Here is a 12,485-nt window from a genome sequence, read left to right on the forward strand (position 1 = left end):
CACCTGCCGGTCCGGCCGCCGACCGGGCCGGCAGGTGGTGTCGACTCAGTCGACCTGCAGGCGGTAGCCCCGCTTGACCACGGTCTGCACCACTCGTGGTGCCTTCAGTCCGGCCCGCAGCCGGGCCACCGCCATCTCCACGGCGTGCTCGTCGGCGCCACGGGGCAGCGTTCGCAACAGGGCGGTACGCGACAGCACCCGCCCGGGTGACTGGGCCAGCGCCCGCAGCACCGCCATCGGGGCCGGGGCCAACGGGCGCAGCTCACCGTCGATGACCGCCGCGTGCCCGCGCAGGGTCAGCAGGTGTCCGGCGACCTTGATGGTCTTGGTACGTCGCGGCAGCTCGTCGACGATGGTGCGGACCAGCGCACCGAGGCGGGCCCGACTCGGCGCGCTCACCGGCACTCCGCGTCGGACCAGCGGCTCGGCGGTGACCTGGCCGACGCAACTGGCCAGCACGTCGGTTCGCAGCGCGTCCAGCACCGTTTCGGTGCGGTCCCCGGCGGCCCGCAGCAGCGCCTCCACCGCCGGTGCCGAGGTGAAGGTGACCGCGTCGACCAGCCGCCCCGCCACCAGGTCGACCAGCCGGTGCAGCGGTGCCGGGTCGGTCGGTGGGGCCCAGCGGTAGACCGGGATCTCGATGACCGTGGCCCCGGCGTCCTCCAGCGCACGGGTGCACTCCGGTTGCCGTTCGCCGTGCAGCTGCATGGCGATCACCTGGCCGGACACGCCGCGCTGGCGCAGGTGGTCGACCACCTCGTCGCAGCTCTCGGAGGCGGGGGACCACTGGTCGTAGAGGCCGGCTGCCCTTATCGCGCCGCGCGCCTTCGGCCCCCGGGCCACCACGTACGCGTCGCCGAGCACCCCGCGCAGCGGCTCGGCGAGCCCCCAACCCTCGGCGGCCTCCAGCCACCCACGCATCCCGATGCCGGTGTTGGCCATCAGGATGTCGGGTGGGCGTTCCAGACAGGCGCGGGTCGCTTCGCGCAGTTCGGTGTCGTCCGCGAGCGGCACGATCCGCAGGGCGGGGGCGAGCACCACCCGGGCGCCGCGCCGTTGGAGCAGCGCGGCGAGTTCGTCCCGCCGCCGGTCGGCGGTCACCCCGATGGTGAAGCCGGCCAGTTCCTCGCGCATCAGCCCTCCTGTCGCAGCCGCACCTCGACCATGCCGTCGTGACAACGGATCTGGTGCCGGGCGACCGAGACGCCCGGCAGGTCGAGACAATCCCCCGTGCGCAGGTCGTACACCTGCTTGTGCAGCGGCGACGCGACCGTCGGCACCTCACCCCGGCTGCCCACGATGCCCCGGGAGAGCACGTACGCCCCGGAGACCGGGTCGCGGTTGTCGATCGCGTACAGCCCGTCGGTGGTGCGGAAGATCGCCACCTGCACGCCGTCGACGAGGGCGGCGACGCCCCGGTCCGGGTCCAGGCGGTCCACCGGGCAGACGGTGACCCAGTCCAGTGCCGTCGTGGTCGTCATCGACGCACCTCCGGCAGACCGAGCGCGACCGGCTGGCCGAGCGTGACGGGTTGGCGGCCTGGGGTGGCCTGCTGGCCGCCGACGGGTACCGGCTGCCCGCGTTCGGTGACGAAGGTGATCGACGGGTCGGGAACATCCGGCGCGTTGACGAACGAGGTGAACCGGCGTAGCCGGTCCGCGTCGGCCAGTACGTCACGCCACTCGTCCGAGTAGGACGCGACGTGCCGGGCCATCGCGGCGTCGAGTTCGGCGCAGAGGCCGAGCGAGTCGTCCACGATCACCGACCGGAGGTGGTCCAGCCCGCCGTCCATCGCCTCGATCCAGGCGGCGGTGCGTTGCAGCCGGTCGGCGGTGCGGATGTAGTACATCAGGAACCTGTCGATCAGCGTGATCAGCGCCTCGGTGGACAGGTCGGTCGCGAACAGGTCGGCGTGCCGGGGCCGGAAGCCGCCGTTGCCGCCGACGTAGAGGTTCCAACCGGTTTCGGTGGCGATCACACCGAAGTCCTTGCTGCGGGCCTCGGCGCACTCGCGGGCGCAGCCGGAGACCGCCGACTTGATCTTGTGTGGGGCGCGGAGCCCCCGGTAGCGCAGTTCCAGGGCCACGGCCAGACCGACCGAGTCCTGCACCCCGTAGCGGCACCAGGTGGAGCCGACGCAGGACTTCACGGTGCGCAGCGCCTTGCCGTACGCGTGCCCGGACTCGAACCCGGCGTCGACCAGCCGACGCCAGATCTGCGGCAACTGGTCGACCCGGGCACCGAACAGGTCGATCCGTTGACCGCCGGTGATCTTCGTGTAGAGGTTGAAGTCGCGGGCCACCTCACCGATGACGATCAGCTTCTCCGGGGTGATCTCCCCGCCGGGGATCCTCGGCACCACCGAGTAGCTTCCGTCGCGTTGCAGGTTCGCCAGGAAGTGGTCGTTGGTGTCCTGCAACGAGGCCTGCTCGCCGTCGAGGATGTGCCCGTTGCCGAGCGAGGCGAGGATCGAGGCGACGACCGGCTTGCAGATGTCACAGCCGCGTCCCCGACCGTGCTCGGAGATCAGCCGGGAGAACGTCTTGATGCCGCGTACCCGGACGATGTCGAACAGTTCCTGCCGGCTGACGTCGAAGTGCTCGCAGAGCGCCTTCGACTGCACGACGCCGGCCGCGTCGAGCAACTGCTTCAGCATCGGTACGCAGGAACCACAACTCGTCCCGGCCCGGGTGCACGCCTTCAGGGCGGGCACGTCGGCACAACCGTCCGCGATGGCCGAGTCGATGTCCGCCCGGGTCACCGCATTGCAGGAGCAGACCTGGGCGGTCGCGGGCAGGGCACCGGCCGAGGCGCCCACCGCGTCGTCACCGGCCAGCAGCGCCAGCGGAGCGGCCGGCAGCGGCCCGCCGACACTGGCCCGCAACGTCGGGTACGCGCTGGCGTCGCCGACCAGCACCCCGCCGAGCAGCGTCGACGCGTCGTCGGAGAGGACCAGCTTGGCGTACACCCGGCAGGCGGGATCGGTCCAGGTGACGTCCAGACAGCCCGGGGTCGTGCCGTGCGCGTCGCCGAACGAGGCGACATCGACACCGAGCAGCTTGAGTTTGGTGGCGGTGTCCGCGCCCGGGAAGGTGGCGGCACCGCCGACCAGCCGGTCGGCCACCACCTCGGCCATGGCGTAACCGGGGGCGACCAGGCCGTAGCAGGTGCCGTCGACGGCGGCGCACTCGCCGACCGCGTAGATCCGCTCGTCGCTGGTCCGACAGGCGTCGTCGACCAGCACACCGCCGCGTGGACCGATGTCGAGACCGGCTGCCCGGGCCAACTCGTCGCGGGGCCGGATGCCGGCGGCCACCACCACCAGGTCGGCCTCGATCAGCGCGCCGTCGGCGAGTTCCAGGGTGGCGACGGCCCCGTCCGCCCCGGGCCGCAGCGCGGTGGTGGCCACCCCCAGGTGGCAGGTGACGTCGAGTTCCTCGACGTAACGGCGGAGCATCGCGCCACCGGCGGTGTCCACCTGCACCGGCATCAGCCGGGGGGCGAACTCGACCACGCTGGTGGTCAACCCGAGCAGGCGTAGCGCGTTCGCCGCCTCCAGGCCGAGCAGCCCGCCACCGATCACCGCGCCGGTGCGGCGGTCCTTGGCGTACCGGCGGATGGCGGCGAGGTCGTCCAGGGTCCGGTAGACGAAGACGCCGCTCAGGTCGGTGCCCGGCACCGGCGGCACGAACGGGTACGACCCGGTGGCGAACACCAGGACGTCGTACGGGTACTCGCCGCTGGTCGTGGTCACCACCCGGCGGCTCCGGTCGACGCCGGTGGCTGCCTCACCGAGCCGCAACCGCACCCCGTCGTGCGGGGTGTGCAGGTTGAGGTCCTCCTCGTCGGCACCATCGAAGTACGCCGAGAGCCGCACCCGGTCGTACGCCGGTCGGCTCTCCTCGGCGAGCACGGTGACCCGCCACCGCTGCTGTGGGTCGCGGGCGCGCAGCGCGTCCACGAACCGCTGGCCGACCATGCCGTTGCCGATGACGACCACATTGCCGCCGGTCATCGTCCCACCTCCACCGGATCCGTCTTGGACAACCAGTCGACGATGCCGGCGACCGCGTCGCGGCATCCGCCGCAGCCGGTACCGGCCCGGGTCCCCGCGACCACGGCGTCGACCGTGCGGGCTCCGTCCCGCCAACACCGCACGAGGGCCCCCTTGCTCACCGAGTTGCACTGGCAGACCACTGCCGCGTCCGGCATCAGCGCCGGTGACGGGGCCGATGCCGTGACGGCCCCGCCGATCGCGCGACCGAGCAGCAGGGCCCGCCGGTCGGAGGGCACCGGGTGTCCACGGTCGAACAGTTGGATCACCGTGCCCACGGCGGGGTTGTCGCCGAGCAGGATCGCGGCGGCCAGCCGTTCGTCGTGGATGCGCAGCCGGGCGTAGGTGCCCCGGGCCGGGTCGGCGAAGGTCAGCTCCTCGCCGGGGCCACTGGTCGGGTCACCCATCGCGGCGAGGTCGATGCCGGATGCCTTGAGCCGGGTGACCGACGGCCGTGGCCGGAACCGGGCCAGTGGGTCCTGCCCGGTCACCACCTGGGCCACCACCCGCGCCTGCGCCCAGGCGGGCGCCACCAGCCCGGTCAGTGTGCCGTCGTGCTCGGCGCAGTCGCCGATCGCGGAGATGCGCGGGTCACTGGTGCGCAGCCGGTCGTCGACCAGCACCCCCCGATCCACGGCCAGACCGGCTGCCGTGGCGAGGGCCGTGTCGGGGCGTACGCCGCAGGCCAGCACCAGCAGGTCGGCGTCGAGTGACCGGCCGTCGGCCAGGTCCAGCCGCACCCCGGCGGCGTCGGCGTGCACCGCGGTCGGCTCCACCGCCAGGTGGGTGGTGACGCCGAGGTCGGCCAACGTGCCGGCGAGGATGGCACCGGCGGTCGGGTCGAGCTGACGGTCCATCAGGTACGGCACCCGGTGCACCACGCCGACGTCGAGCCCGCGCAGGGCCAACCCTCGGGCCGCCTCCAGACCGAGCAGCCCGCCGCCGAGCACCAGGGCGCGCCGGGCGGTGGCGGCGAGGGCGAGGATGCGCCGGCAGTCGTCCAGGGTGCGGAACGGGACCACCCGTGCCGGGAGCCGTCCCGGGTCGAGCCCGGGCAGCGCGGGCACCACCGCCTGGCTGCCGGTGGCGAGGACCAGGTGGTCGTAGCGGATCCGGTCGCCGTCGGTGGTGCGTACCTGACCGGTGGCCCGGTCGATCGCGCTGACCGTCACCCCGGTACGCAGGTCGACGCCCCGGCCGACGACCTCGGCCAGTTCCACGTCCGCCTCGCCGATCTTGCCGGTGAGCAGAGTGGACAGCATGATCCGGTTGTACGCGGGGTGGGGCTCCGCGCCGAGCACGGTGACCTTCAGGTCGTCGCCACGGGCGTGCAGTTCCGCCGCCACCCGGGCGCCGGCCATCCCGTTGCCGACCACCACGACCCGTTCGCTGTACCCGGTCATGCCTTCTCCACCCGTACCGCGCAGATCTTGAACTCCGGCATCCCGGAGATCGGGTCGACGGCGTCGTTCGTGACGGAGTTGGCCCGTGCCCGCCCACCCCAGTGGAACGGTGCGAAGACGGTGTCCGGCCGGATGTTCGGGCTCAGCCGGGCCGGTGCCTGGAACTCGCCGCGCCGCGAGGCCACCCGTACCGGCACGCCATCGGCGACGCCCAGCCGCTCGGCGAGATCCGGATGCAGCTCCACGAACGCCTCGGGGGCGGCCCGGCGCAGTGCGGCCACCCGGCGGGTCTGGGTGCCGGACTGGTACTGGGCCAGCACCCGGCCGGTGGTGAAGTGCAGCGGGTAGTCGGCGCAGACCTCCTCGACCGCCGGCCGGTGCTCCACCGGGTGGAACCGGGCCCGCCCGTCGGCGGTGGCGAAGCGGTCGGTGAACATCCGGGGGGAGTCGGGTCCGTCGCCGTCGGGGCACGGCCAGAAGACACCGTCGGTGGCGTCGATCCGCTCCCAGCTGATCCCGGCGTAGTCGGCGATGCCGCCGGCCGACGCGCGGCGCAGCTCGGCGAAGACCGAACGCGGGTCGTCGGGCGATTGCCGCACCGACGGCCGGAGACGGGCCGAGAGGGCGGTGAGGATCTCCAGGTCGGTGCGGACGTCCGGCGGCGGCGGACGCAGCGCCCGGCGGCGTAGCACCCGCCCCTCCAGGTTGGTCATCGTGCCGTCCTCCTCGGCCCACTGGGCGGTCGGCAGCACCACGTCGGCCAGCGCGGCCGTTTCGGAGAGCAGGAAGTCGGCGACTACCAGCAGGTCCAGGTCGCGCAGGCGACCCTCGACCCGGGCGGCGCGGGGCGCGGAGACCACCGGGTTCGAGCCGAACACCAGCAGCGCCCGTGGCCCCTGGTCCGTGCCCAGCGAGTCCAGCAGCTGGTACGCCGGGACTCCCGGTCCGGGCAGCTCGTCCGCAGACACCCCCCAGACCCGGGCGACGTGGGCCCGCGCCTGAAGATCGTCGATGCGGCGGTATCCGGGGAGTTGGTCGGCCTTCTGCCCGTGCTCCCGGCCACCCTGCCCGTTGCCCTGCCCGGTCAGGCAGCCGTAGCCGGAGCCGGGACGTCCGGGTAGACCGAGCGCGAGGGCGAGGTTGACGAAGCCGGTGACGGTGTCGACGCCCTTGGCGTGCTGTTCCGCACCCCGGGCGGTGAGGATGATGGCCCGCTCGGCGGTGCCGAGCGCTCGGGCGGTCTCCTCCAGGTCGGCCACGGGCACACCGGAGAGCGCTTCGGCGCGCGCCGGCCACCATCCCGCCACGGTGCGTCGCACCGCCGGGAACCCGGTGGTACGGGTGGCGATGTAGTCGCCGTCGACGTACCCCTCGGTCAGCGCGATGTGCAGCAGCGCGCTGGCCACCGCCAGATCGGTGCCGGGCAGCGGTTGCAGGTGCAGGTCGGCCTGCCGGGCGGTGGCGGTGACCCGTGGGTCGACCACGATCAGCTTGCCGCCCCGTTCCCGTTGCTCGGTCAGCCAGCGCATCAGCGGCGGCATGGTCTCCGCCGGGTTCGCGCCGACCAGCAGCAGGGTGTCCGCCCGGCCCAGGTCGGACAGCGGGAACGGCAGCCCTCGATCCACACCGAAGGCCCGCATCCCGGCGGCCGCCGCCGAGGACATGCAGAACCGCCCGTTGTAGTCGATGAACCGGGTGCCCAGCACCACCCGCGCGAACCGGCCCAGCGCGTACGCCTTCTCGTTGGTGAGCCCGCCGCCGCCGAAGACGGCGACCGCGTCACGGCCGTGCCGTTCCCGCACATCGCGCAGCCCGGTGGCGATCCGGTCCAGCGCGGCGTCCCAACTGGCCGGGCGCAACTCGCCGCTGGCCGGGTCGCGTAGCAGGGGACTGGTCAGCCGCTCCGGGTGCCCGAGCAGGTCCGTCGAGGTCCAGCCCTTCTGGCACAGGCCGCCCCGGTTGGTGGGGAAGTCGCGGGGCAGGACGCTGACCGTGTCGGCCTCCTCGCGCAGGACCATGCCGCACTGGAGGGCGCAGTACGGGCAGTGGGTGGCCACTTCCCGGGGCTCTCGCCCCGTTCGGGTCGCCGGCCATGCACCGTCTGTCATGTCGGCAAAGCGTGCCGTTGGGCAGTTTCCGGTCCGCGTCCCGTTTGTTTCGGCCCTGTCAAGAGCCGCTCACACCGCACCTTGGCTGCGGGCCGGCTGGTGTGGCCGAGGGCGACCGAGGCGTCGTCCGGGCCATTTCGGACCGTCGATGTCGAGGATCGGCGGCAGCGACCTACGCTGCGCCGTTGCCCTCGACGCCCCGGCAGTGGGCCTTCCGCCGGTCGCCGGGATGACTAACGGTCATACCAGCGGGTAGTCTTCCGGTATGACGGCTAAGGTGACTCTGTCGTTCGCTGACGAGACGATCGCGGACGCCCGACGATTCGCCAAGCGGGAAGGGCTCTCGCTCTCCGCCTGGATGGACCAGGCGGCCCGGGAGAAGGCGCTGCGCGAGGTCTTCGCCGCGCACGCCGCTGCGGTCGGGCGTGCCGGGCTGGATCTGGAATCCGCCTCGCTGGCCGACGCCCAGGAGGTCGGCATGGTCGACGATCTGCTCTTCGGTGGTCCGCCGCGTGCTGCGTAGGGGCGAGGTCTGGCGGATCGAAGGAGCCCGGGAGCGGCTCGGGCTGGTGATCAGCTCCGACGTCTACAACTCCACGGCGGTGCCCATCGTGATCGTGGCCGAGGTGGTGGAGGCGGCACTGCTGCGCGACTCGCCGCTGGCGGTGCCGATGGGGGATCAGGTGGTGATGCCCGACCGGATCTCCTCGCCGATGAAGAAGTGGTTCACCGAGTGCGTGGACGTCGCCGACGCGGAGACGATGCGGCGGGTGGACCGCGCGTTGCGCATCCTCCAGCAGCTCTGAGCGCGCCGCCGCGACACCGCGCGTCTCACCAACGCGGCCGACTGGTGGTGCGCTTCCCGTTGCCCGGCCGACCCGAACGGCGAACGCCGCGGTAACGGCGGCTCCCTAGCTTCTGCGCCATGACCACCACGAGCGCGCAGCCGACGGTAATCGAAGAGGAGAGCCTGGACCGCCGACCGGGGCGGTGGATCGGGCACTGGGCACCGGAGGATCCCGCCTTCTGGCGGCGGGTCGGCAGCGGTGTCGCACGGCGTAATCTCATCTGGTCGATCTTCGCCGAGCACATCGGCTTCTCGGTGTGGCTGCTCTGGAGCATCGTCGTCGTCCGGCTCGGCGATGCCGGTTGGCAACTCACCACCAGCCAGGCGCTCTGGCTGACCGCGGTGCCCAGCGGGGTGGGCGCGCTGCTGCGGCTGCCGTACACCTTCGCCGTGCCGGTCTTCGGCGGGCGCAACTGGACCGTCATCTCCGCACTGCTGCTGATCGTGCCCTCCGCCGGACTGGCCTGGGCGGTCGAGCACCCGGAGATCGGCTTCCTGCCCCTGCTGCTGATCGCTGCCACGGCCGGGTTCGGCGGCGGCAACTTCGCCTCCAGCATGGCCAACATCTCCTTCTTCTATCCGGAGCGGGAGAAGGGGTGGGCGCTGGGTCTGAACGCCGCCGGCGGCAACATCGGGGTGGCCGTCGTGCAGTTCGTGGTGCCCCAGGTGATCGTGCTCGGTGGCGGGCTCGCGCTGGCCCGGGCCGGTCTGATGTACATCCCGCTGGCGGTGATCGCCGCCGTCTGCGCGTACCTGTTCATGGACAACCTGGTCGAGGCGAAGGCCGACGTACGGCCGGTCTGGTCGTCGCTGTCACACCGCGACACCTGGATCATGTCGCTGCTGTACATCGGCACCTTCGGTTCGTTCATCGGCTACTCGGCGGCCTTCCCCACCCTGCTCAACTCGGTGTTCGGGCGGCCGGACGTCGCGCTGGCCTGGGCGTTCCTCGGGGCGGGGGTGGGCTCGCTCTGCCGACCGTTCGGGGGACGCCTGTCCGACGTCATCGGCGGGGCCAAGGTCACGGTGGCCAGCTTCGTGCTGATGGCCGTCGGGGCCCTGGGGGCGCTCTGGTCGGTCGAGCAACGCAGCATGCCCCTGTTCTTCGTGGCGTTCCTGCTGCTGTTCGTGGCCACCGGCGTCGGCAACGGTTCGACCTACCGGATGATCAGCAGGATCTTCCAGATCAAGGGCGAGGAAATGGGTGGCGCGCCGGAGGTGATGCTGGCGATGCGCCGACAGGCCGCCGGTGCCCTGGGCATCATCTCCGCGGTCGGTGCCTTCGGTGGTTTCCTGGTGCCGATCTGTTACGCCTGGGCCCGGTCGACCTACGGGGGCATCCAGCCGGCGTTGCGCTTCTACGTCGGGTTCTTCCTGGTGCTGCTGGTGGTCACCTGGGTGGCGTACCTGCGTCCGGGCAGCCGGATGGCTCGGGCGGGGGTGTGACGACCGTCATGTCGGCTTCCGTCGCCCGTCGGCTGGACCCCGTTTTGACCGGCCGACCGGGCTACGGGTATCGTTGCCTGCTGTTGTACGACATCTGTGGGCGTGCCGCCTGAGGTACGCTTGGTCGTTCGTGCGCGCTGGTCCGGCTGGGATGTCCTGGTCACCTCGGCGCGCTACCCCAGACCGACGACGAGACAAGGTAGACCTGTGCGTACGTACAGCCCGAAGCCGGGTGAGATCGAGCGTCAGTGGCACGTCATCGACGCCTCTGATGTCGTGCTGGGCCGCCTGGCCACCCACGCCGCCACGCTGCTGCGGGGCAAGCACAAGCCGACTTTCGCGCCGCACGTCGACACGGGCGACTTCGTCGTCATCGTGAACGCGGGCAAGGTGGCGCTGACCGGCAACAAGCGGCAGCAGAAGATCGCTTACCGGCACTCCGGTTACCCGGGTGGCCTGAAGCAGGTTGGCTACGACGAGTTGCTGGCCAAGCGCCCCGAGCGGGCCGTCGAGCTGGCGGTGAAGGGGATGCTCCCGCACAACAAGCTCGGCCGTCAGCTCATCAAGAAGCTGAAGGTCTACGCCGGTGCCGAGCACCCGCACGGCGCGCAGCAGCCGGTGCCGTTCGAGATCAAGCAGATCGCGCAGTGAGCGCGGGCGAAGGAAGCAGCATGACCGACATCACCGCCACCGAGGTCGCCCTTGAGGCCACCGAGGCGCCGGCGCCCGTCGCGCGCGCGCCTCGTGGTGACCGCCCGATCCAGACCGTGGGTCGGCGCAAGGAGGCCATCGTCCGCGTGCGTATCGTGCCGGGCTCCGGCAAGATCACCTGCAACGGGCGTGACCTGGAGGCGTACTTCCCGAGCAAGGTGCACCAGCAGCTGATCAAGGACCCGCTGGTCACCGCCGAGAAGGCCGAGGCGTTCGACGTCATCGCCAACCTGCGTGGCGGCGGCACCACCGGCCAGGCCGGTGCGCTGCGGCTGGCCATCGCCCGGGCGCTGATCGTCAGCGAGCCCGACGACCGCCCGGCCCTGAAGAAGGCCGGCTTCCTGACCCGGGACGCCCGGGTCAAGGAGAGCAAGAAGTACGGCCTCAAGAAGGCCCGTAAGGCTCCTCAGTACTCGAAGCGCTGATCTCCAGCCGCACCTTGTACTTCTGACGGACGGCCGGTCCGCCTCCTCTCGACAGGGGAGGTGGCCCGGCCGTTTTCGTTGCTTCGCGACAAGGCATTCTTCCTGTATCGGCAGTTCATCGGAGGTTGGTGGGTATGGGCCGATTGTTCGGCACGGACGGCGTACGTGGACGGGCGAACGCCGACCTCACCCCGGAGTTGGCGCTCTCGGTGGCGGTCGCGGCCGCCCACACCCTCGCCGAGTCGGATCGGGGTCGCCCCCCGTTGGCGGTGGTGGGTCGGGACACCCGGGCCAGCGGCGAGATGCTCGAAGCCGCAGTGGTGGCCGGGCTGACCAGCGCGGGTGCGACGGTGATCCGGGTCGGTGTGCTGCCCACGCCGGCGGTGGCGTTCCTCACCGCCGAAGCCAAGGCGGACCTCGGCGTGATGCTGTCGGCCTCGCACAACCCGATGCCGGACAACGGGATCAAGTTGTTCGCCGCAGGCGGGCACAAGCTGCCCGACGAGATCGAGATGCGGATCGAGGCGGCGATCGAGGCCAACGCCACCACCGCCTGGAAGCGTCCGGTCGGAGCCGGGGTGGGCCGGGTACACGACCTGCTCGACGGCGCGAACCACTACGTGCAACACGTCGTCGGCACCGCGACGCACCGGCTCGACGGGATCAAGGTGGTGGTCGACTGCGCCAACGGTGCCGCCGCCGAGGTGGCCCCGGCCGTCTACCGGGAGGCCGGCGCCGAGGTCATCGCGATCCACGCCGAGCCGGACGGGCTCAACATCAACGACGGCTGCGGCTCCAACCACATCGAGGCGCTGCGCCAGGCGGTGGTCGAGCACGGCGCACAGGTGGGCATCGCGCACGACGGCGACGCGGACCGGTGCGTGGCGGTGACCGCCGAGGGCGACGAGGTCGACGGCGACCAGGTGATGGCGATCCTGGCGCTGGCCATGCGGGAGGTCGGCACGTTGACCGGGGACACCCTGGTCGCCACCGTGATGAGCAACCTCGGTCTGCGCCTGGCCATGTCCGCCGCCGGCATCCGGCTGGTCGAGACCAAGGTCGGCGACCGGTACGTGCTGGAGGAGTTGCGCGCCTCCGGGCTTGCCCTCGGTGGCGAGCAGAGCGGACACATCGTGATGCCGGCGTACGCGACCACCGGCGACGGTGTCCTCACCGGACTGCACCTGATGGCCCGGATGGCGGCCACCGGCCGTTCCCTCGCGGACCTCGCCAGCGTGGTCACCAAGCTGCCGCAGGTGCTGATCAACGTGCCGGTCGGTGACCGCACCGTCGGTGCCGCCGCACCGGCGGTACGCGCCGAGGTCGAGCGGGCCGAGGCCGAGCTGGGTGAGACCGGGCGGGTGCTGCTGCGTCCGTCGGGCACCGAGCCGTTGGTCCGGGTGATGGTCGAGGCGGCCACCGAGCAGATCGCCCGCGACATCGCCGAGCGCATCGCCGCCCAGGTTCGGACCGCCAGCCCCGCCTGACCGA

Annotated in this window: 11 protein-coding genes; 6 read left to right on the plus strand and 5 right to left on the minus strand. The window is 71.9% G+C overall.

Annotated features, from left to right (window positions below; translation table 11 throughout):
- Positions 1-45: 45 nt before the first annotated feature.
- From FF096_RS02110 to FF096_RS02130, 5 genes are read right to left on the minus strand one after another with little or no spacing between them, the layout of a single operon-like run.
- Complete coding sequence (locus FF096_RS02110) at positions 46-1,134, minus strand: uroporphyrinogen-III synthase (protein WP_155214576.1); 1,089 nt, start codon at positions 1,132-1,134, stop codon at positions 46-48.
- On the minus strand, positions 1,134-1,481 hold the full coding sequence (gene nirD / locus FF096_RS02115; RefSeq protein ID WP_155214577.1) for a nitrite reductase small subunit NirD: 348 nt from the start codon (positions 1,479-1,481) through the stop codon (positions 1,134-1,136). Before nirD ends, FF096_RS02110 begins: the two co-directional genes overlap by 1 nt.
- The gene (gene nirB / locus FF096_RS02120) at positions 1,478-4,015 is read right to left on the minus strand and encodes a nitrite reductase large subunit NirB (RefSeq protein WP_155214578.1); all 2,538 of its coding nucleotides are present in this window, start codon (positions 4,013-4,015) and stop codon (positions 1,478-1,480) included. The genes nirD and nirB overlap by 4 nt, the downstream gene beginning before the upstream one ends.
- Positions 4,012-5,457: an FAD-dependent oxidoreductase gene (locus FF096_RS02125; protein ID WP_155214579.1), complete on the minus strand. Its 1,446-nt coding sequence runs from the start codon at positions 5,455-5,457 to the stop codon at positions 4,012-4,014. Before FF096_RS02125 ends, nirB begins: the two co-directional genes overlap by 4 nt.
- Positions 5,454-7,565 carry a molybdopterin oxidoreductase family protein gene (locus tag FF096_RS02130; RefSeq protein ID WP_155214580.1) on the minus strand — a complete coding sequence of 704 codons (2,112 nt, stop codon included), beginning with the start codon at positions 7,563-7,565 and terminating at the stop codon, positions 5,454-5,456. Before FF096_RS02130 ends, FF096_RS02125 begins: the two co-directional genes overlap by 4 nt.
- Before the next feature lie 265 nt (positions 7,566-7,830).
- On the opposite strand from FF096_RS02130, the gene FF096_RS02135 reads away from it, so the two are divergent.
- The 6 genes from FF096_RS02135 to glmM all read left to right on the plus strand — a co-directional run bounded on the left by FF096_RS02135 (position 7,831) and on the right by glmM (position 12,481).
- Positions 7,831-8,088 (plus strand): hypothetical protein, encoded by a 258-nt coding sequence (locus tag FF096_RS02135; protein WP_155214581.1) that lies wholly within the window; start codon positions 7,831-7,833, stop codon positions 8,086-8,088.
- On the plus strand, positions 8,066-8,371 hold the full coding sequence (locus tag FF096_RS02140; protein WP_309222500.1) for a type II toxin-antitoxin system PemK/MazF family toxin: 306 nt from the start codon (positions 8,066-8,068) through the stop codon (positions 8,369-8,371). Before FF096_RS02135 ends, FF096_RS02140 begins: the two co-directional genes overlap by 23 nt.
- Positions 8,372-8,490: 119 nt before the next feature.
- The gene (locus FF096_RS02145; protein ID WP_155214582.1) at positions 8,491-9,858 is read left to right on the plus strand and encodes a NarK family nitrate/nitrite MFS transporter; all 1,368 of its coding nucleotides are present in this window, start codon (positions 8,491-8,493) and stop codon (positions 9,856-9,858) included.
- Positions 9,859-10,065: 207 nt separating this feature from the next.
- On the plus strand, positions 10,066-10,509 hold the full coding sequence (rplM, locus tag FF096_RS02150; RefSeq protein ID WP_309222501.1) for a 50S ribosomal protein L13: 444 nt from the start codon (positions 10,066-10,068) through the stop codon (positions 10,507-10,509).
- A 20-nt stretch (positions 10,510-10,529) separates the two neighbouring features.
- The gene (rpsI, locus tag FF096_RS02155) at positions 10,530-10,994 is read left to right on the plus strand and encodes a 30S ribosomal protein S9 (protein WP_155214583.1); all 465 of its coding nucleotides are present in this window, start codon (positions 10,530-10,532) and stop codon (positions 10,992-10,994) included.
- Positions 10,995-11,128: 134 nt separating this feature from the next.
- Positions 11,129-12,481, plus strand: coding sequence for a phosphoglucosamine mutase (glmM, locus tag FF096_RS02160; RefSeq protein ID WP_155214584.1), 1,353 nt, complete (start codon positions 11,129-11,131; stop codon positions 12,479-12,481).
- The last annotated feature ends 4 nt before the right edge of the window (positions 12,482-12,485 follow it).

Source organism: Micromonospora sp. CP22, assembly GCF_009712475.1.
In the GTDB taxonomy this organism is placed as follows: Bacteria; Actinomycetota; Actinomycetes; order Mycobacteriales; family Micromonosporaceae; genus Micromonospora.

Bases quoted from the DNA above. Each gene is read 5' to 3' on its own strand.
- FF096_RS02130 (WP_155214580.1), bottom strand. From the start codon at position 7,565: ATGACAGACGGTGCATGGCCGGCGACCCGAACGGGGCGAGAGCCCCGG.
- FF096_RS02110 (WP_155214576.1), bottom strand. From the start codon at position 1,134: ATGCGCGAGGAACTGGCCGGCTTCACCATCGGGGTGACCGCCGACCGG.
- nirD (WP_155214577.1), bottom strand. From the start codon at position 1,481: ATGACGACCACGACGGCACTGGACTGGGTCACCGTCTGCCCGGTGGAC.
- FF096_RS02135 (WP_155214581.1), top strand. From the start codon at position 7,831: ATGACGGCTAAGGTGACTCTGTCGTTCGCTGACGAGACGATCGCGGAC.
- FF096_RS02125 (WP_155214579.1), bottom strand. From the start codon at position 5,457: ATGACCGGGTACAGCGAACGGGTCGTGGTGGTCGGCAACGGGATGGCC.
- glmM (WP_155214584.1), top strand. From the start codon at position 11,129: ATGGGCCGATTGTTCGGCACGGACGGCGTACGTGGACGGGCGAACGCC.
- FF096_RS02145 (WP_155214582.1), top strand. From the start codon at position 8,491: ATGACCACCACGAGCGCGCAGCCGACGGTAATCGAAGAGGAGAGCCTG.
- rpsI (WP_155214583.1), top strand. From the start codon at position 10,530: ATGACCGACATCACCGCCACCGAGGTCGCCCTTGAGGCCACCGAGGCG.
- nirB (WP_155214578.1), bottom strand. From the start codon at position 4,015: ATGACCGGCGGCAATGTGGTCGTCATCGGCAACGGCATGGTCGGCCAG.